The sequence below is a fragment of the Exiguobacterium sp. s50 genome (assembly GCF_018618175.1).
GTDB classification, from domain to species: domain Bacteria; phylum Bacillota; class Bacilli; order Exiguobacteriales; family Exiguobacteriaceae; genus Exiguobacterium; species Exiguobacterium chiriqhucha.
This window is the reverse complement of record NZ_JACSLP010000001.1, coordinates 291,218-310,641: the sequence shown is the minus strand read 5'-3', so window position 1 is coordinate 310,641 and position 19,424 is coordinate 291,218. Positions and strand designations below refer to the sequence as shown.

Annotated in this window: 18 protein-coding genes; 12 read left to right on the top strand and 6 right to left on the bottom strand. The window is 53.9% G+C overall.

The features are described 5' to 3' along the window. Nucleotides 1-12 precede the first annotated feature (12 nt). The 4 genes from KNP68_RS01635 to rnhC all read right to left on the bottom strand — a co-directional run bounded on the left by KNP68_RS01635 (nucleotide 13) and on the right by rnhC (nucleotide 4,819). Nucleotides 13-1,583, bottom strand: a protein-coding gene (locus KNP68_RS01635) for an IS3 family transposase (protein ID WP_214798497.1) whose coding sequence is annotated in 2 segments (ribosomal slippage) — nucleotides 13-944 and nucleotides 944-1,583 — 1,572 coding nt in all. Because the reading frame shifts where the segments join, the coding sequence is not laid out codon by codon here. A gap of 89 nt (nucleotides 1,584-1,672) precedes the next feature. Beyond that, complete coding sequence (locus KNP68_RS01630; protein ID WP_214756562.1) at nucleotides 1,673-2,695, bottom strand: PTS sugar transporter subunit IIC; 1,023 nt, start codon at nucleotides 2,693-2,695, stop codon at nucleotides 1,673-1,675. Between the two features lie 327 nt (nucleotides 2,696-3,022). Beyond that, nucleotides 3,023-3,835, bottom strand: coding sequence for an alpha/beta fold hydrolase (locus tag KNP68_RS01625; RefSeq protein ID WP_021065650.1), 813 nt, complete (start codon nucleotides 3,833-3,835; stop codon nucleotides 3,023-3,025). 72 nt (nucleotides 3,836-3,907) lie between these two features. Next, nucleotides 3,908-4,819 carry a ribonuclease HIII gene (rnhC, locus tag KNP68_RS01620; RefSeq protein ID WP_131471290.1) on the bottom strand — a complete coding sequence of 304 codons (912 nt, stop codon included), beginning with the start codon at nucleotides 4,817-4,819 and terminating at the stop codon, nucleotides 3,908-3,910. 123 nt (nucleotides 4,820-4,942) lie between these two features. Here rnhC and KNP68_RS01615 point away from each other — a divergent pair, with 123 nt between their 5' ends. The 7 genes from KNP68_RS01615 to KNP68_RS01585 all read left to right on the top strand — a co-directional run bounded on the left by KNP68_RS01615 (nucleotide 4,943) and on the right by KNP68_RS01585 (nucleotide 12,996). Further along, nucleotides 4,943-5,344, top strand: a complete 402-nt coding sequence (locus tag KNP68_RS01615) for a hypothetical protein (RefSeq protein ID WP_021065652.1) — start codon at nucleotides 4,943-4,945, stop codon at nucleotides 5,342-5,344. Continuing rightward, on the top strand, nucleotides 5,344-5,865 hold the full coding sequence (locus KNP68_RS01610) for an NfeD family membrane protein (RefSeq protein WP_021065653.1): 522 nt from the start codon (nucleotides 5,344-5,346) through the stop codon (nucleotides 5,863-5,865). Before KNP68_RS01615 ends, KNP68_RS01610 begins: the two co-directional genes overlap by 1 nt. Before the next feature lie 3 nt (nucleotides 5,866-5,868). After that, on the top strand, nucleotides 5,869-7,383 hold the full coding sequence (locus tag KNP68_RS01605; protein ID WP_021065654.1) for a flotillin lipid rafts scaffold protein FloT: 1,515 nt from the start codon (nucleotides 5,869-5,871) through the stop codon (nucleotides 7,381-7,383). A gap of 142 nt (nucleotides 7,384-7,525) precedes the next feature. Then, the gene (locus tag KNP68_RS01600) at nucleotides 7,526-8,497 is read left to right on the top strand and encodes a BMP family lipoprotein (protein ID WP_021065655.1); all 972 of its coding nucleotides are present in this window, start codon (nucleotides 7,526-7,528) and stop codon (nucleotides 8,495-8,497) included. Further along, nucleotides 8,494-10,137, top strand: a complete 1,644-nt coding sequence (locus tag KNP68_RS01595; RefSeq protein ID WP_029595200.1) for a methyl-accepting chemotaxis protein — start codon at nucleotides 8,494-8,496, stop codon at nucleotides 10,135-10,137. The genes KNP68_RS01600 and KNP68_RS01595 overlap by 4 nt, the downstream gene beginning before the upstream one ends. Before the next feature lie 155 nt (nucleotides 10,138-10,292). Next, nucleotides 10,293-10,862 (top strand): helix-hairpin-helix domain-containing protein, encoded by a 570-nt coding sequence (locus KNP68_RS01590; RefSeq protein ID WP_021065657.1) that lies wholly within the window; start codon nucleotides 10,293-10,295, stop codon nucleotides 10,860-10,862. Nucleotide 10,863: 1 nt separating this feature from the next. Further along, nucleotides 10,864-12,996, top strand: a complete 2,133-nt coding sequence (locus KNP68_RS01585) for a ComEC/Rec2 family competence protein (RefSeq protein ID WP_214798494.1) — start codon at nucleotides 10,864-10,866, stop codon at nucleotides 12,994-12,996. A 59-nt stretch (nucleotides 12,997-13,055) separates the two neighbouring features. Here the strand turns inward: KNP68_RS01585 and KNP68_RS01580 are convergent, their stop codons facing one another. Beyond that, nucleotides 13,056-13,220, bottom strand: coding sequence for a YqzM family protein (locus KNP68_RS01580; RefSeq protein WP_016508105.1), 165 nt, complete (start codon nucleotides 13,218-13,220; stop codon nucleotides 13,056-13,058). A 90-nt stretch (nucleotides 13,221-13,310) separates the two neighbouring features. Between KNP68_RS01580 and holA the strand changes: the two genes are divergently transcribed. Beyond that, a complete protein-coding gene (gene holA / locus KNP68_RS01575; protein WP_235045161.1) occupies nucleotides 13,311-14,321 on the top strand; it encodes a DNA polymerase III subunit delta in 1,011 nt (336 codons plus the stop codon). A gap of 9 nt (nucleotides 14,322-14,330) precedes the next feature. Further along, complete coding sequence (locus KNP68_RS01570; protein WP_029595202.1) at nucleotides 14,331-14,765, top strand: GNAT family N-acetyltransferase; 435 nt, start codon at nucleotides 14,331-14,333, stop codon at nucleotides 14,763-14,765. A gap of 30 nt (nucleotides 14,766-14,795) precedes the next feature. On the opposite strand, the gene rpsT is transcribed toward KNP68_RS01570, so the two are convergent. Next, nucleotides 14,796-15,056, bottom strand: a complete 261-nt coding sequence (rpsT, locus tag KNP68_RS01565; RefSeq protein ID WP_021065661.1) for a 30S ribosomal protein S20 — start codon at nucleotides 15,054-15,056, stop codon at nucleotides 14,796-14,798. A gap of 220 nt (nucleotides 15,057-15,276) precedes the next feature. Between rpsT and lepA the strand changes: the two genes are divergently transcribed. The 3 genes from lepA (at nucleotide 15,277) to KNP68_RS01550 (ending at nucleotide 19,419) form a co-directional block, all read left to right on the top strand. Further along, nucleotides 15,277-17,100 (top strand): translation elongation factor 4, encoded by a 1,824-nt coding sequence (lepA, locus tag KNP68_RS01560; RefSeq protein WP_021065662.1) that lies wholly within the window; start codon nucleotides 15,277-15,279, stop codon nucleotides 17,098-17,100. Between the two features lie 101 nt (nucleotides 17,101-17,201). After that, on the top strand, nucleotides 17,202-18,278 hold the full coding sequence (gene serC, locus KNP68_RS01555) for a 3-phosphoserine/phosphohydroxythreonine transaminase (RefSeq protein ID WP_214798491.1): 1,077 nt from the start codon (nucleotides 17,202-17,204) through the stop codon (nucleotides 18,276-18,278). Then, on the top strand, nucleotides 18,256-19,419 hold the full coding sequence (locus tag KNP68_RS01550; RefSeq protein WP_214798488.1) for a phosphoglycerate dehydrogenase: 1,164 nt from the start codon (nucleotides 18,256-18,258) through the stop codon (nucleotides 19,417-19,419). Before serC ends, KNP68_RS01550 begins: the two co-directional genes overlap by 23 nt. Nucleotides 19,420-19,424: the final 5 nt, after the last annotated feature.

Genomic DNA, 19,424 nt, shown 5'->3' with positions numbered 1-19,424 from the left:
ATGAAAATCAGCCTAGGCGGCTTGAGTCCTGTATTCGACAGGGCTCAAGCCGTTTAGTCGTTTCTGGAAACGATCATGGTTGTAGAACGATATGTAGGCCTCGATGGCTGATGTGAGTTCGCTGTAGGCCTGGAACTCACGCAAATAGTACATCTCGACTTTCAGGGTACCCCAAAAACCCTCGATCGGGGCGTTGTCGAGACAACGTCCGACCCGGGACATGCTGTGGGTCAGCCCCGCGTCTTCCACCATGCGTTTGAACCCTCTCGAGGTATATTGGAACCCTCGATCGCTATGGATCATCGGACTCGCTCCTGAACGGAGCCCCGCGATGGCTGGGATCATCGTCTGGAAGACGAGCGCGTTGTTGTTGGATTTCCCGATGCGATAGGCGACGATCGAGCCGTCATACAGGTCGATGATCGCGCTCAGATACGCCTTCTTCCCGGCACCATATTTGAACTCAGTGACGTCGGTGCACCATTTCTCGTCCGGTCGGGACGCACGGAATTCCCGGTTCATCAGGTTCTCCGCCACATGTTGCGGGGACGACTTCTTGTGCCGCTTTCGTTTCTGGCGGATGACCGAACGGATCTCATGGATGCGCATGAGACGATAGATCCGCTTCTCATTGTATGCCGGCAGGCCATGTTGACGTCGTCTGCGGTTGATTGTCATGGTGAGCCGTCGATAGCCGTAGGTCCCGTTCACCTGGTCATAGAGGAGACGGATGTCCTCCAGTAAGCCCAAGTTCTCCTCCTCGCGTACCGAGACGGTACGCTTCAACCATTTGTAGTAGGCGGCCCGTGAGACCTGCGCGATTTTACACAGGAGCACGACCGGGAACGTGTCGGTCGTCGACATTTCCTCGATCGCCATGTAACGTAATTGTAGCCGGATTTGGCTGATCAACCTCTCCTCTCGATCTCCTCTAACTTTTTTAGGAACAGGTTCTCGGCCCGCAGGCGCTCGTTCTCCCGCTCGATCTGTTGGATGCGACGTTCGAGCTTCTCTTCGTTGGTCAGTTCCTCTTCTTGCTTCGTCCGTCCGCGCCGGTCCTCGAGCCCGTGCACGCCGTCGGCGTCATATTTTTTCGTCCAGCCGTAGACCTGGTGGTACGACACGGCGAATATCTCGGCCGTCTGTTTATAGTTCCGTCCATTGTCCAGGCAATACCTGACGATCTCCATGCGTTCCTCGAATGTGGTCTTTCTCCCTTTTGTCATAGCTCGATCCATCCCTTTTCTCGAATCTGTTAACTCGCTATGACTAGTATACTTCTTGATCCACCGATATAGAACCGAACGACTACTGATTTGATGTCTGGAGAGGACTTCCACCATGGTGACCCCATCGAGATAGTCACGTACGGCCGCTATTTTCTGTTCCTTTGTGTACAGTTTCCATGTCCTCGACTCCTTCAAGGCGTCGATTCCGCCGGTCTCGAATTTCACTTTCCACACCCGGAGGGTATGCTCAGAGACGTCATGGGCCTCCTCGATTTCCTTCCACGTATATGTTTCTTCTTCCATCATCCGTAGTGCACTCAGTTTTTGTTCGATTGAATGCCGACTTCTCGCCATAAAAAACACTCCCCAATCAGATAAACAGATTTGTTATTTCATCTGTCTACCTATTGGGGAGCATATCAGTGTGGACACCTTTTTTGAGTTTACTGGACTTCAAGAGCCAAGTCGCCGAACTTTGTCCAACCGACGAGGCATGTCACTTTATACAAGACGAGCGTGATGATGGCCGGAAGGACAACTCCCGTTCCAACGAAGATGAGGAACGCGTCCATTCCTTGCGCGGCAAGGATGTTGAGCGGCGCAATCAATGAGTTGAGCCCGAGTCCCGCGATTTCATAAGGGACTTCGAGTGAGAAGACGAGCGTCGCAATCGGCGCGCTGATCATCGCCGCGATGAAAGGCGGCATGACGACGCGAGGGTTTTTGACGACGTTCGGAAACTGGACTTTCGGTGTGACGAAGAACGAGGCGACCAAACCGCCTGGATCTGTTTGACGATATGCCATGAGCGTGAAGCCGACGAACTGGGCCGTACATCCGATCAACGCGGCGGCACTGGCGACCGGGTCGAGTTGAAGCGCGATGGCGAGTGCGGCCGACGAAGCAGGTGACATGAGCATGACACTAAATACGAGCGCGATGACGAGCGATGTCGCGATTGGAGACGTATTGACCGAAGCGGTGATGCTGGCGCTGATTGAGTTGATGAGCGGTGTCGTGACGGCTGCTGCGCCGACTCCGACGATGCCGCCTCCAAGGACAGCGGTGACCGGGACGACCATCATATCAAATTTCGTTTTCCCGAGGACACGTTTGCCTAACCAGACCGCAGCTGCTGCTGCAATCAAGGCGCTGATCGGTTGACCGGGCACGAGGACGAGCCCGCTCTCGGTCGCTTGGAGCGCCGCACCACCAACGGTTGCCGCAATCATCGAGCTGAACAAAATGAGCGTATTGCCGCCGAGCTGATAAGCGACACCGGCACCGAGTGCCGGGGCGAGCAATGATTTCGCGACTTGCCCGATCAAGACGAGTGTCTCGATGCCGGCCATCTTCCCAATCGTTTCAATCAAGAGTCCAACCCCGAGCGTGACGAGGACGGCGCTTGCCATTCCTGCTGATATTTTGATCATTCGGTCCATTGCGTACTGTTTCACTTCCATCATCTCCTCTATGTGTGTCAATCCAATAAAAAAACCTATCCGGATGGGATAGGCGCGTCGGTCATACCATGAGCGCCTCGTCCGAAACCATCGAAACAAGGGCCCAAAAATTCGTCTCGGTCATCGAGTCGATTTTCAGTCCCTCAGTCGAATAATAATCAGTAGGCCGTGTTGCGCATGGGTTTTCATCATTGCCAGCTCCTCCGTTTGTTAAGATTTGTCTAAGAGTAACACGATATTTTTCAATAATCAATATTTTCTGAAAATTAATTTGAAAAAAATTGAAAACCGCTCAAAAAGAAAAACGACCCAATGAAGGATCGTCTCGTATTAAGACGTGCTGGCTGCAAGTGAGCCAACTTGTTGATCGATGAATGCCATCGAGATTGAATTGAAATGATCGGGTTGGTCGACATTGACGACATGGCCCGAGTCAGTGACGACTTGGACACGAGCCGTCGGCTGATGTTTCGCAGTCCGTTCGACGGCTTCGAGGAACATGTAGTCCTCGTCACCCATAATATAGAGAATCGGTACGTTCGTCTCGATCGAAGAGAAATGACGAAGCAACGGATTCATATTCTCGGTCATCTTGAACCAGCGGATGAACTCGCGTTGACACAGGTTGGCCGCATCGCGGACGAACATCATGCGTGATTTCTTATGACGCTTCTTCGGTAATAAAATCCACGCGAACAGCTGATATAGCCACATGTACGGCACGAAGCTCTGTACGAGACTACCGAGGCGAATCAACAACGTCGAGCGGACGTTGAACTTGACGATGGCCCCGCCGAGCACGACTGAAGCGATTCGTTCCGGATGGTGCTCGAACATCGCTTGAATGACAATCGTCCCGAGCGATAGGCCGACCATGTGGCCTTTTTCAATCTGTAAGTGGTCCATGACCTCGACGACGTCTTCGACAACGACATCGAGCGTATACGCGTTCAGCGGTTGATTCAACGACTGTTCTGCGTTGTAAGAGCCGCCATGTCCGCGTAGGTCGAGCAGGAGCACGTTATATTTCTTTTTGAACGGCCGAATTTGACGATACCAATGCGACAGACTTCCACCCGCGCCATGGATGAAGATGACCCAAGGATGGTCGTCGCTTAATGTGTACGTTTTATAATGCAACATGAACGCTATCCTCCAAAAATTTTTAAGTTCATTAAACCCTAAAAATAATATACCATATCTACAAATGTAGGACTATCGTTTCAACTCGCTCAACCGGATTGCTTTTTTCGTGTTGGCGAAGTGAACTTTCGCGACCTCGTTCAAACGGGATTGACCATAACGAAGAATCAAATCGGCCGCGACTTGGTCGACTTTGGCGCCGGCGCCTTTCGGTAACGTGACCCCGAGTGTCGCACTTAACTTGTCCATTTCTTTTAAGAACAAGGCGCGAGCGAGAATCGAGGCGGCGGCCACGGCGACATGCAATCCTTCCGCTTTCGTCGAGAAATAGACGTCATCTTTGACGACTGCTTTTTCGGAACGAAGGTGGTTATAGTAGATGTTCTTTTCAGCGAACTGATCGATTAAAATGGCGTCCGGTGTCGCATCGAGCTTCTGCAATAAGGCCGACAAGGCGGCGTTATGGGCGATGGCCGTCATTTTGCCTTGCGTCATCGTCCGTTGCATTTTATTATACGCCGGATTGTGCAACGTCGCCTTCTGATAGGTGATGGTGACGTGCAAGTCTTTGGCGATTCGGACGATTTCTGTGTCCGACAGCAGTTTGGAGTCTTTGACCCCGAGCTCTTTGACGAGAGCGATTTTCTCTTTTGGCACGTAGGCGGCGACGACGACGAGCGGTCCGAAATAATCACCTTTTCCGACTTCGTCGCTCCCGATGACAGACCAGTCCGAAAAGCCTTCCGGCAGAACATTTTTCGGAACGCTAGGTTCTTTTTTAATGCTCGTTCCCCATTTGGCGGCTTCCGTGTCGGCATCACGTCCTTGGAACATGACTTTACCCGAATTGTAGACCGTAATCACACACTGAGGTGTTTTAGCACTGAATCGTGCGTGTGGCGGAGGATTGACTGAATGGGCCCGATAACTCGCGATGAGTTCCTCCTGGGCGGTAGCTGATAATTTAATGACTTGATTGCCCAATGTGAGCACTTCCTTTCTAACGCTAGCAAATCAATCTTACATTTTTTTTAGTTATTTTGAAACCAAAGTTTCGCTCTAAACGTATAGACAAGTGAGTAAAGAAAGAAGCGAGGTGAGTCGGAGATGTGGTGGCGCGATGACACGGATGAAGATGAGGCAGAATCTCTCTATAAACATATTCTCGAGCTAGAAGCTCGGATTGCAAAACTGATCGCCCATCAAGTCAGGGTGCGTCGCTTGCTCATGCAGGAATCGTCGGAAGCGGCGACCGAGCAAATCATTGCGTTACAAGCGGAAGTCGATCACTATTTGTCACTTCTGCGACAAGAACGGATGGAGGCGGTCGACCGCTATGATCGCTTACGTCTCGAGCAGACGTTAGGACGGGTCCGACAGTCGGTCAATCAACCGACCCGACCGTTGGCAGAGTGGGACACGATTGAACAGGCGCTCGCGCTCGAAGTCGAACATTTGCGCCGCGTCCTTTCGTACGAACGACAGCGTCGCGCCGAGGAGGAGTGGTAATGGAATCGTTAGATCAGCTGTATTGGTGGGTACTCATCATCGCGGGTCTCGGTACATTCGTGTACATGATTTTTTCAGATGCGTTCGATGTATTTGATGGTTGGTTCAATCCCGCCGTCATCTTATCCTTTTTAGCGCTCGGTGCGGGAATCGGATTGATTTTAAATGCGCTTGCCCACGTGTCGCCAATGATAGGGCTTGCCGTCGCCCTCGTCGGTTCATTCGCGCTCACGACGCTCCTGTACTTATTTGTCCTCTTGCCGCTATCGAACGCGGAAGAATCGATCGGAATGACCGATGAATCCCTCGTCGGCCTGATTGGTCGATTGACGGTCCCGGTCCCAGAAGGTGGGTTTGGCGAAGTGCTCGTCGAATCGGTAACGGGATCCGTACTAAAAACGGCCAAGAGTGTCGACGGAAAAGCCATCGATACGACACAACGCGTCGTCATCATCGAAGTCGAACGAAACATTGCGGTCGTCATGGAGTATGACGAACCGACAATCCGAAAGGAGTTTTAACGTATGAACACAGCTATTTTAGCCAGTATTATCGTCGGAGTGATTTTGCTCGCCTTAATTTTCGTCTTCGTGTTGAAGTATCGCACGGTCGGACCAGATGAGGCGCTCATCGTTACCGGCAGCTACTTAGGGAAAAAGAACGTCCATAGCGACGCGTCAGGCAACCGCGTGAAGATTATCCGTGGGGGCGGAACGTTCGTCTTGCCGGTGTTCCAGCAGGCAGAACCACTCAGTCTTCTCTCGAGCAAGCTCGAGGTGACGACGCCGGAAGTGTATACCGAGCAAGGTGTACCGGTCATGGCGGACGGGACGGCCATCATCAAAATCGGCGGCTCAATCAGTGAGATTGCCACGGCGGCCGAACAATTCCTCGGCAAACCGAAAATCGAACGCGAGAACGAGGCGAAAGAAGTGCTCGAAGGTCACCTCCGTTCAATCCTCGGTTCAATGACAGTTGAAGAGATTTATAAGAACCGTGATAAGTTCTCGCAAGAAGTGCAACGCGTCGCCTCACAAGACTTGGCCAAGATGGGTCTCGTTATCGTCTCGTTCACCATCAAAGATGTTCGTGACAAGAACGGCTATCTTGAATCGCTCGGGAAGCCACGAATCGCGCAAGTGAAGCGAGATGCCGATATCGCCACGGCCGAAGCGGACAAAGAGACGCGCATCAAACAAGCAGAAGCGATGAAGGACGCGAAGAAAGCGGAACTTGAACGTGCTTCAGAAATCGCGGAAGCCGAGAAAGAGAACCAGCTTCGTATCGCGGCGTATCGCCGTGAACAAGACGTCGCCAAGGCCCGCGCCGACCAAGCGTATGAGCTCGAAGAAGCGAAAGCGAAGCAAGAAGTCACCGAGCAACAGATGCAGGTCCAAATCATCGAACGTCAAAAGCAAATCGAGCTCGAAGAGAAAGAAATCATGCGTCGTGAGAAACAGTACGATTCTGAAGTGAAGAAGAAAGCCGACGCCGACCGCTATGCGATCGAGCAGTCAGCCGAAGCCGACAAGGCACGTCAAATCGCCGCAGCCGACGCTGAGAAGTACCGCATCGAAGCGGAAGCGAAAGCCGACGCCGAACGGGTCCGCCTCGCCGGTGTGGCCGAGGCCGATTCGGAACGGGCCAAAGGGGAAGCCGAAGCTGACATTATCCGCTTGACGGGTCTCGCCGAAGCCGAAGCGAAACAAAAGATTGCCGAAGCGTTCGAGCAGTATGGTCAAGCCGCCATCCTCGACATGGTCGTCAAGATGCTTCCGGATTATGCGAAACAAATCGCAGCACCGCTTGGCAATATCGACAAGATTACGGTCGTCGATACGGGCAGCGGCAAAGACGGCGGAGCCGGCAAAGTCACGGGTTACGCCACCGACTTGATGGCATCGCTGCAACAGACGCTCAAAGCGTCGTCAGGAATCGATATGAAAGATTTACTCGACAACTTTGCTGGAAAAGGCAACGTTCAGCCGAGTGCGAATCGCGAGTTGAGCGAGTCAACGTTCGCCGCGACGGAAGAATAAGTAGGGAGCCACAGACAAGTCATCGTCTGTGGCTTTTTTGTTTTACTCAAATTCCCCTAAATTTGAAACAAAAGGCTTCAAACTCGATCGGTTTCTGACGATAAGTGAGATGTCAGACCATTAGAGAGAGGAAGTAGCGATTATGAAGAAATCACTCATCATCGGCTTGTTGGCCGCATGTGTGACTTGGTTGCCAGGTTGTCAGTCTGTGATTGACCAACCGGAAGCAACCGTTGAAACCCGTCAATCGATGGGCGTCGTCTTGTCTGATGTTGGTCTCGGGGACCAGTCATTCAGCGATGCGGCGATGCGCGGCATGGGACAACTCCGTGAGACGGGGGAATGGTTCGTCGATTACCGTGAGTTGGATGAGACGGAAACGTACAAGGCCGGGTTCGAACAGCTCGTCGCCGACGGACATGACGTCATCATCGGGCTCGGGTTCGCTTGTCAAGAGGACTTGGAAGCGGTAGCGGCCGAACATCCGGAGCAACAGTTCGCGTTGATTGATGCCGTATCGACGTTACCGAACGTCATGTCCGTGACGTTCAAAGAGACGGAAGGCAGTGCGCTAGCCGGGGCAGTCGCGGGGCTCGAGACGGAATCGAACAAAATCGGATTTATCGGGGGCGTCGACAACGAACTGATTCAAAAGTTTGGGACTGGCTTCGAACTCGGAGCGAAAAGTGTCAACGATGACGTGACGATGCTCGTCGACTATGCGAACGATTTTGCATCACCTGAAATCGGGCGCGAATTGGCAGAGAAACAGATTGAAGCCGGAGCGGACGTGTTATACGCCGCTGCAGGACTGACAGGGGTCGGAGTTCTAGAGGCGGCTGAGCGGAACGGTGTGAAGGCCATCGGGGTCGACAGTGATCAATCGATGATTGCACCGGACGCGGTCATCACATCGATGTTGAAACAAGTTGATTTGGCCATCGTTGAAATCGCGAATCGACTCGAGAACGAGGCGTTCAATACCCACGTCGAACTCGGAATCGATCAAAACGGTGTCGGTTTGGCCGCTCTTCGTCGTGTCCAGTGGGATGACGAAGAGACAAAACAGTTTGAGGCGTTTCAGAAACAGTTGATGGAGGGGACGCTGAAATGAGTTTACGGAAACGGTTTATCTTTTCGACCGTGTTCACGGTCTTGTTGATTGTGTTGATGATGAGTTACGTTTTGACGACACTCAATCGTCTGCAGACGTACAATGAACAGTATGGGACGCAAATGATCGAGCTGTCACAGCTCGAGACGTCGCTCTTGCAAGAACAGTCGCTTTGGACATCGCTCGGCGAGCAGATGAGTCAATCGACGCTGACGCAACTCGAGCGCATCCGGGCGACGAACGGAGAAACGTTTGCGATGCTCGAACAGACATATCTGATTCCAGAGTTCGCGACGCACCTTGAACGGGCGACAACGAAGTATGAACGGATTGAAGCTGAAGTGGAGACGGCCGAGGCAGGCGGAATTGCGGCCCGGATTCAAGCCGCCAAACTCGAAGGAGTATTGAACGATGTGAACACGCTCCTCTTGAAAAATGGTACGTTCTATGAAGCGCTACAGGCCGAGGCGGCGAGCGAGACGAAACGTCTCCTGCTCGTATCGGTATTGTTGACGGTCTTCGTCATCGGCGCACTCAGTGTCTATAACTTCTTCTTCGCCCGCTCGATCACCCATCCGCTCGAGCGAAACGTTGAGGCGGCGGAAGCAATCGCGGCCGGCCGGTTAATCACGTTGCCGGATTCGACGCGCCGTGATGAAATCGGACGGTTAGAGCGGGCCATGCAAGAGATGACGATGTCGCTCCAGACGGTCATCGGGTCCATTCGCGTCACGTCGATGAAAGTGAACGATATGACGGAGACAGCGGCCGCCGAGAACGAGGCCGTGGTCAGCACGACGTCGAACATCACGAATGCGGTCGATGAGATGGCGAACGGGGCGCAGTCGATTGCAACGGAACTGCAAGAGACGCTCGAATCGGTCGGCATCATGGCGACCTCGTTCGAGACGAGTTTGAACCAGACGAAGCAGACGACTGAACAGACGACCGAGATGACTCGTGAAGTCGCGGCCGGTATCGAGACGCTGACGGACCAGGAAGCGATTCTAGAGCGCTCGAGCGCGCGCAACGCATCACTCGTCAATCGGATGGATGACTTCGCCCGGAAGACCGAAGAGATTGAGAAAATGGCGAAACTCGTGGAAGACGTCGCCGCCCAGACGAACCTGCTCGCCTTGAACGCCGCCATCGAGGCTGCACGGGCTGGCGAGGCCGGACGAGGGTTTGCAGTCGTCGCCAGCGAAGTCAAGAAGCTGGCTGAAGAAAGTAACGTGGCGACACGTTCGATTTTCGGAGTCGTCCAGACGATTCGCGATGAGGTCGCCCGCTTGACGGATATGGTCGAAGAGTCGAGTCGTGAGCAGACGGCACAGCTCGAGGCGTTCGGATTGACGAAGCAGGCGTTCAGTCGAATCCATGACCGGACCGATCACGTCGCCTCGTTCGTCGGGACGATCGAGCGCGAGATGGTCGCATCGAGCACGGAAGTCACGAACGTCTTGAAACGGGTCGAGGAAGTGAGCGGCGTGACCGAGGAACTCGCGGCGGGCAATGAAGAAGTCGCGGCCTCGATGAAAGAGCAACAAGCGAGCTTCGATCAAATTTTCGCCTTGATGCAGGAGTTAGAAGGGCAGGCCGCCGCACTCGCGAGCCAAGTCCAACATTTTGAAGAGCACTGAGACAAGTTTCGGCTTGTCTCTTTTTTGTCGTCTCGAAGCGGATGCGACACACGCCTATCAGGGTCATAAGCGCATCAGAAACGTCAAAGGCGGAACGGGCGCACCGATGTCTATTTGCTCATACTAGAGGGAAGACTCACGCGAGGAGGAGACGTATGGAAAAGTGGAGACGGTATGTCGTCGTGCTGCTCGTCGGATTATTCATTGGGGTGGGCTATATGTTTTACTCGAAAGAACCGGAGACGCCGATGGTCGAACAGTTCGTGGCGACACCCGAGCCGGAAATCGAGCCGAGCGTCCCGACCGAAATCGTCGTCTATGTGACCGGGGCTGTCGAGGCGCCCGATATGTATACGATGCCGCAAGGGGCCCGTGTTGGGGATGTGTTGTCTCTCGCCGTCTTGACGGCCGAGGCTGATCCCGAACAATTGAATTTGGCCCAATTGCTCGTCGATGGGACGAAAGTGAGCGTCCCGAAAAAAGGGGAGACGGTCGTTGTGCCTGCCGCTGAAGAAGCGGGCGGGGGGACGAACGGGGTCCATGTTAACAGTGCGACGAAGGACGAATTGATGACAGTACCGGGCATCGGTCCGGCCAAAGCCGAGGCGATTCTCAATCATTTGAAACAGCATGGGCCGTTCAAGTCATATGAAGAGATCGGCAACGTCAAAGGGTTCGGGGAGAAGACGTTAGAAAGCATGGAAGGTTATCTCTTGGTTCCATGACATGCCACTATATCCATTGTTGCCAATCAGCCTATTCATTGCCGGGATACACGGATCAGTCGCCCTCTGCCTCCTGTTGTCTGTCGCCATCGCCTTCACTTGGCGTGGTCAATCCGTCTATGCGCACATTGGTGCCGTCCTGCTCGTCCTGTTCGTGTTCGTGCGTCCTGACGCCGAGCCGTTGCCTGTGGACGGACCCTATCTGTTCGCCATCGAGAGCCGGCGGGACAATGGCCAATCGGGGCGGCTGTATGGACAAATCGACGGAAGGGAAGGTGTGTTGACCGGTCGTGACCTCTCGCTCGGTCGTCCCGGAGAGACGTGCCTCGTCACGTTCAAGCAGACCCCGTTCGCACCGTTGCGCAATACGGGTGGGTTCGACGAGGCGGCTTGGGCGTACGGGGCCGGACTTGCGTTTAAAGGGAGTGACGTCGCCATCGAGGCGTGTCGTCCGAGTGACGGCATGAGTGGACGGATGCTCCGTTGGAAGGAACGACAGCTCGCAAGAATCGAGACGACGTATCGGCCGGATGTGGCGCTTTATATGGAGGCGTTATTGTTCGGGGAGAGTCGGTTGCTCGATGAGAATACCTCGTTTTCTTACCGGGTGACCGGTCTGCTCCATCTGCTCGTCATCTCCGGGTCACATATCGCGCTCCTCGTGCTCGGATTGCGTTGGACGACGCGGCCGTTGCCGCTCCGACGAGAGACGAAGACAATGTTGATTCTCGTTGTGGTCACGTTGTTCGGATGGTTGACCGGGTTTTCGCCGCCAGTGGCGCGGGCCGTGCTCGTCGCCGATGTGTTGCTTGTGTTGTCACTGTTCGGTTACCGTGTCCGCGACCCGATTCGGTTGCTCAGTTGGTGCGCGGCGTTCTTGCTCGCCTTGCAACCGTACTTGCTATGGAATTTAGGGTTTCAGTTGACGGTTGCGATGACGTTGTTCTTGCTCGTGACTCGCCCGATTTGGACAGGACCGTTCGGGCTGGCCGTATATGCTCAATGGTTCGGGCTCATCTTGTTATGGCCCGTTCAACCGATTATATCGGTGTTGGCACCCGTGTATAACGTCGTCGGCGCTTTCTTAATTTCCTGGATCGTCATTCCGCTCGCCCTGTTCGCGTATATCGTGCCGACCGCTGAAAAGCTCCTGCATCCGATCCTCGATGGCCTGAATGGGACGTTCGCCCTGCATCACGATTGGCGGCCTTGGCTTCCGCTGCATGAGTTTACGTTTTGGCACGCTCTTGGCCTCGCTGTCGTCCTGTGGGGCGGATTGATGCTCCTTGAGTGGAAACGATGGAGCGGTTGGGGGCTTGCCGTGATTGCGCTCTTGCTCATGCATGGCGTCCTTGAATGGGTCGAAGAGCCGCGCGTCACGTTTTTAGACGTCGGACAAGGCGATGCCGTCGTCGTCGAGTACGGCGAGGTCACGGGAGTCATCGATGTCGGCGGAGTGTTTCAAGACCCGAAAGAATCGAAACGGTCCACCTATGACCCGGGAGCGGACGTCGTCGCCCCGTACATATGGAAGCGAGGGGAGACGCGCCTCGACTTCTTATTGCTTACCCATGCCGATCATGATCACGTCGGCGGACTGTCAGGTTTGCTCTCGTCCATCGAAGTCGATGAGGTGTGGCTCTCGGCGGAAGTAGCGGATCAAGGCAAACGAGACGAGTTACTGGCCGAGCTGGAGACCTATCAAGTCCCGGTCAGGCTCCTGTCGAGCGGGGATAGGCCGTATCCATGGATGTGGGTCGTCGCACCGGGAGAGGCGGGCGAGGACGAGAATGCGAACTCGGTGTCGCTGTTCATGCAGGTCGGGGCGCTCACGTATTTATTGACTGGGGATTTGCCGGACACGCGGGAAGAGATGATTCCGACCGTTGACGTCGATGTGTTCAAATTAGGGCATCATGGGTCGAACACATCGTCGAGTGAGGCGCTGTTGAACCGAATCAATCCGGAATGGGTCATCATCAGTGTCGGAAGGAACAATCGTTACGGACATCCGCATCTTGACACGCTGCAACGTCTCGAGGGAAAGTGGGTATTACGGACGGACGAGGACGGGATGGTCGTCTGTGAACGAAATCGGTGTCGCGGGATTGTGACGAAGGCAGTACCGCCATGAAAAACTATGATAAACTAAAAAAGCGATTGCTCCCCCGGGGCAATCGCTTTCTGACTGACTTATAAGCTCAAGAACTTGATGAGGACACCAATCGCGAAGATGGTGAAGAAAAAGCCGAACGGGACGATGAAGCCGATTGCTGAATCGATGGCATCGTTACGTTTGCACTGTACGTCGTTCTCGAACGGGTTTTCGCTTTGTGGGCGAACAGAGTTAATATGCATAGTGAGTCCCTCCTTGAAATGGTTCCGTCCTAAGTATAGCGAATCAGTGAAGGATAATCTATGTTTAGATAAGAATAAATTGTGAAAGTGGTGTGTGTTTTGAATGAACCGTGGCTGCATAACGGAAAGTTGTCGAACGTGTACGTCCTGTTTGGGACAGAAAAATATTTGCTAGAGACGTGGGAGCGGGCCATCATCAAAGCGGCAAACCCATCTGGTGACCACTTTGATGTCATGCAGCTCGACTTGCACGAGACGTCACTCGACACGGCGCTCGATGAGGCGGAGACGGTACCGTTCTTTAGCGAGTATCGGACCGTCATCGTCAAACAAGCGCAGTTCTTGACGGGGGCAAAAGAGAAGCAAAAGCAAAACGTCGAGCGATTGACCGAATACGCGTTACAACCAGCGCCTTATTCCGTACTCGTCTTTATTATCGAAGCGGAGAAGCTCGACGAACGGAAAAAAGTCGTCAAGCGCTTAAAAGAGCGGGCCATCGTGCTCGAAGCGAAAAAACCGAGCCAGTCGGAGCTGATGCGCTACGTCGGCGACGAGCTGAACCGGCGCGGCCAAAAAATGGAGCGGGCGACCGTCGAACGGCTGTTGTTCCTCTGTCAGGATGATTGGGGCAAACTCGTCCGCGAGCTCGAGAAGTTGCAACTGTACGCGAGTGAAGGGGCAGAGATTCCGATTGATATCGTCAACGATCTCGTCCCGCGGACACTCGAAGACAACGTGTTCCAACTGTCCGAATTCTTAGTGGCCCGTCGTGCGGATGCGGCGCTTCGGCTCGTCCGTGATTTAGAGAAGCAAGGTCAAGAGCTGATCGGTTTGTTAGCACTCCTCGCGCGACAGTACCGGAATATGTATCTCGCGAAACAGCTGACGGAGAAGGGGTATGGCGAGAAGCAAATCGCCTCGAAAATCGGGGCGCATCCGTATACGGTGAAACTGGCCTCGCAAGCGAGCCGGAATTTCTCCGAGGCTCAGCTCGGACGGGCACTGACATTGATTGCCGACGCGGATGAGGCAATGAAGACGGGACGGGGTGACAAGCAGATCGTGTTTGATACGCTCGTCTGCCAATTGACATTACTGTGAGGTGAGGACATGGGGTTACAGGAAGTAGGGTTAGAAGCGGTGATTCCGCTTCGGCATGAAGTGTTGCGGCCCGGTTTGCCGGTGGAGACGTGTTATTTTGAAGGGGATGACGCGGAGACGACGCGTCACTTCGCCTGGGTCGAAGATGGACGTGTCGTGTCCATCGCGACCGTGATGGAAGTGGGGCGTGACTTCGATGGTCAGACGGTGCCGTACCAACTCAGAGGGATGGCGACTGACCCGACATCTACTGGTCAAGGGATTGGCTCGTCGTTTTTACAGGCGTTGCATGAAGCGGTCAATGAGTCGTGGTGGTGCAACGCCCGAGAAGTGGCAGTCCGTTTTTATGAGCGGAACGGGCTAGTCGTCGTGGGCGAACCGTTCGAGATTCCTGAAATCGGGACCCATTACGTCATGCGAACCCAAAAAACAGCCGGCTCCTAATGGAGGCGGCTGTTTCGTTTTAGTCTCTAATTAGAGAGCTGCGATGCGAGCTGCAAGACGTGATTTGTCACGGCCAGCTTTGTTTTGGTGGATAAGACCTTTTGCTGCAGCTTTGTCGATTTTCTTCGTAGCGAGGACGAAAGCTTCTTGAGCAGCTTCTTTGTTTCCTTCGAGTACGAGAGCGTCAACACGTTTCACTGCTGTACGCATTGCTGCTTTCTCTTGCGAGTTCGCGACGCGACGCTTTTCAGAAGTTTTTGCACGTTTGATTGCTGATTTGATGTTTGCCATTGTTTTGTCACCCCCTGAAACAAGAAAGTGTATGTTCTTATTACTTCAAGTAATCATTCAACAGAACAAGCACAATTGTAGCAAACGCTTATTCGAAAAGCAACCACTTGATGATTATTCTGAAAACTATATGTGGTATTGTTGAAGTAGGTCGTACACATTAACTTAGGATTTTGATATAATGACACGGTATGCATGAGAAGGATAGGTGAACCCATATATGAACAAACAAGAATTAGAGAATCGTCAGAAGAAGATTCGGAACTTTTCCATCATCGCTCACATCGATCATGGGAAGTCGACGCTCGCTGACCGGATTCTCGAGAGAACTGGTGCGCTCACGGCGCGTGAAATGAAAGAACAGACGCTCGATGCGATGGATCTCGAACGGGAACGTGGGATTACAATCAAGTTGAACGCCGTTAAATTGAACTATACCGCAAAAGACGGAGAAGAGTACATCCTTCACTTGATCGATACACCGGGACACGTCGACTTCACGTATGAAGTGTCACGTTCACTCGCAGCATGTGAAGGGGCTGTCCTCGTCGTCGATGCGGCGCAAGGCATCGAGGCCCAGACGCTCGCGAACGTTTATCTCGCGCTTGATAACGACCTTGAAATCATCCCGGTCATCAACAAGATCGACTTGCCGTCTGCGGACGTCGAACGCGTCCGTCAAGAGATTGAGGACGTCATCGGTTTGGATGCGAGTGATGCCGTACCGGCTTCGGCCAAAGCGGGAATCGGGATTGAAGAGATTCTCGAACAGATCGTCGAACTCGTCCCAGCACCGACGGGAGATCCGTCAGCGCCACTTCAGGCGTTGATTTTCGACTCGTATTATGACGCTTATCGCGGCGTCGTCGCTTCGATTCGAATCGTTAACGGTTCGGTCAAAGTCGGAGACAAGGTACAAATGATGTCGACGGGCAAATCGTTTGAAGTCACGGACCTCGGCGTCTCGACACCGAAACCGTTATCGGTGAAAGAATTGAATGTCGGCGACGTTGGGACGCTCTCGGCGTCGATTAAAACGGTCGGCGACGTTCGTGTCGGTGATACGATCACACTCGCCAAAAACCCTTCGACGGAACAACTCCCGGGTTACCGGAAGATGAACCCGATGGTATACTGCGGTCTCTATCCGATTGACGCGGCGAAGTACAACGATTTGCGTGAAGCACTTGAACGGCTTCAGTTGTCGGACGCGGCGCTCGAGTTCGAGCCGGAGACGTCACAGGCACTCGGATTCGGATTCCGGAGCGGATTCCTCGGCATGCTCCACATGGAAATCATTCAAGAGCGAATCGAGCGTGAATTCGGCATTGATTTGATTACGACGGCACCGTCGGTTATCTATCACGTCACGACGACAGCAGGGGACGTCATCCACGTCGACAACCCGTCGAAGATGCCAGAACAGCAAAAAGTTGAATTGATTGAAGAGCCATACGTCAAAGCGGCCATCATGACACCGAACGATTATGTCGGTGCCATCATGGAGCTCTGTCAGAAGAAACGCGGTAGCTTCATCGATATGCAGTATATCGACACGACCCGCGTCAAAATCACGTACGACATCCCGCTCAGTGAGATCGTCTACGACTTCTTCGACCAGTTGAAGTCGAGCACGAAAGGCTATGCGTCGCTCGATTACGACTTGATCGGCTATCGTCCGTCGCGACTCGTCAAGATGGATATCCTCCTCAACAACGAGCTCGTCGATGCCTTGAGCTTCATCGTGCACCGTGATTTCGCCTACGAACGTGGGAAGGTCATCGTCGAGAAGCTGAAAGCACTCATCCCGCGGATGCAGTTCGAAGTGCCGATTCAAGCAGCAGTCGGAACGAAGATTGTGGCCCGCTCGACAATCAAGGCACTCCGTAAGAACGTTCTCGCCAAATGTTACGGTGGTGACATCTCGCGGAAACGTAAATTGCTCGAGAAGCAAAAAGAAGGTAAAAAGCGCATGAAGATGGTTGGTTCCGTCGAAGTGCCACAAGAAGCATTCATGTCCGTCTTGTCGATGGACGAAGAATAATCGTTCGCCCTTATCTCCGGATAAGGGCGATTTTTGTCATTTGGCAGGATTCGGCACGTCAGGCACGGAATAGTACGTACTTACAGAGAAATAGAGGAGGAGTGGCGGTGATCTATAATTTTTCAGCCGGGCCGGGCGTCTTGCCGGAACCGGTCTTACGTGAAGTGCAAGCCGAGTTTCTTTCCTATAAACAAGGGGTGTCCATCGTCGAGATGAGTCACCGTTCCGACACGTTCGCCACAATCGTCGAGCAGCTCGAGGCGAGACTGCGGCGATTGATGCAGATTCCTGACGACTATGCCGTCCTGTTTCTACAAGGCGGTGCCAACCTACAATTCTCGATGGTGCCGATGAACCTGCGCGAGTCGGGGCGCTTCGCCTATCTCGACAGCGGGATTTGGTCGAAAAAAGCGATTGCTGATGCGAAACACTACGGTGACGTCGTCGTCGCCGGCAGTTCGGCAGCGGTCAAGTATCGAGACCTTCCCGCATGGCCAGAGACGATTTCAGACGTCGACTATCTTCATGTGACGTTGAACAACACGATTGAAGGGACGCGCTATACGAAACTGCCGGACACGGACGTCCCGATCGTCGCCGACGTCTCGTCGAACATCTTGGCGGAAACGATTGACGTCAAGCGCTATGGGCTATTATATGCCGGTGCCCAAAAAAATATCGGGCCGGCCGGATTGACGCTCGTCATCATCCGTCGCGATTTGATTGTCGACCGTGACTTGCCGTCATACCTCGCGTACAGCAAGCACGTCGATACGCTGCTCAACACTCCATCGACGTTCAGTCTATACGTCGCCGAGCGCGTGCTCGCCTGGGTCGAGGGAGAAGGCGGGGTCGAGGCGATGGAACGTCGCAACGTCGAGAAGAGTGGTCTATTTTACGACGCCTTGGATGCATCGCCAATGTTTCATGCCGTCGTCTTGGGCAAGCAGCGGTCGCTGACGAACATCCCGTTCACGACCGGGGATGCCGAGACGGACCGGGCGTTTCAACGATTCGCCGAGGCACGCGGATTAATCGAGCTCGGGGGTCACCGTTCGGTCGGCGGCCTGCGAGCCAGTCTATACAACGCGATGCCGCTCGAAGGCGTGAAGCGTCTCATCGATGTGATGCATGAGTTTGAACAGGAGGGACAAGATGTTTCATATAAAAACGTATAATCAAATCGCAGAAGACGGGTTACGGCGTTTCGAGCCGAGCGAGTATGCCGTAAATGACGCCGAACAAGCGGACGCCTGGGTCATTCGGAGCCATGACGTCCATCAGGCGGACATCCCGCCTTACTTGCTCGCCATCGCCCGGGCCGGTGCCGGCGTGAACAACATCCCGCTCGACCGGCTCGCCCGTCAAGGGGTCGTCGTGTTCCATACGCCGGGCGCGAATGCGAACGCGGTCAAAGAACTCGTGCTCGCCAGCATGCTGTTATCGGTCCGTCCGATTTTGGAAGGGGCGAACTGGGTCAACGATCACACGTTTGCCGATCAGACATCGCTCGAAGAAGCGATGGAACAACAGAAACGGCGTTTCGTCGGTTCCGAACTGCGAGGCAAGCGCGTCGGCATCGTCGGTCTCGGTGCAATCGGGGCGTCGCTCGCGAACGATTTGCTCCATCTCGGCATCGACGTCATCGGGTACGACCCGCACTTATCGGTCGACGGGGCCTGGAATATCTCACAACAAGTGAAACGGGCGAAGCAGTTGAGCGAGTTGCTCGCCGACGTCGACATCCTGACGATTCATATGCCGCTTACGGATGACACGCGCCACATGATTGATGCGACATGGTTCAAGCAGATGAAACCGGGCGCCACCGTTTTGAATTTCGCGCGGGGTGAACTCGTGAATGACGCCGATTTGTTAGAAGCGCTCGATGACAACGTGGCGACATACATCACCGACTTCCCGAAACAAGTGCTGCTCGGACATCCGCAAGTCGTCGCGTTCCCGCACCTCGGCGCCTCGACCCACGAGTCTGAGGTGAACTGTGCAATCCAAGCCGTCGATACGCTCAAACTGTATCTCGAGACCGGTAGTATCCGAAACTCGGCCAATTTCCCGAACACGGAACTCCCTTACGTCGGCAAGCGGCGTTTGGCCGTGCTCCATTTGAACGTCCCGAACATGGTCGGTCAAATCGCCAGCCGGCTCGCCGAGAACGGAATCAATATAGATAACATGGTCAACCGGAGCCGCAACGACGTGGCCTATACGTTGATCGACATCGACAACCATAAACATGAGACGCTATCTGTGCACGCCCTGTACGACATCGAGGGCGTCATGCGCGTCCGCGAATTTTAAGGAGG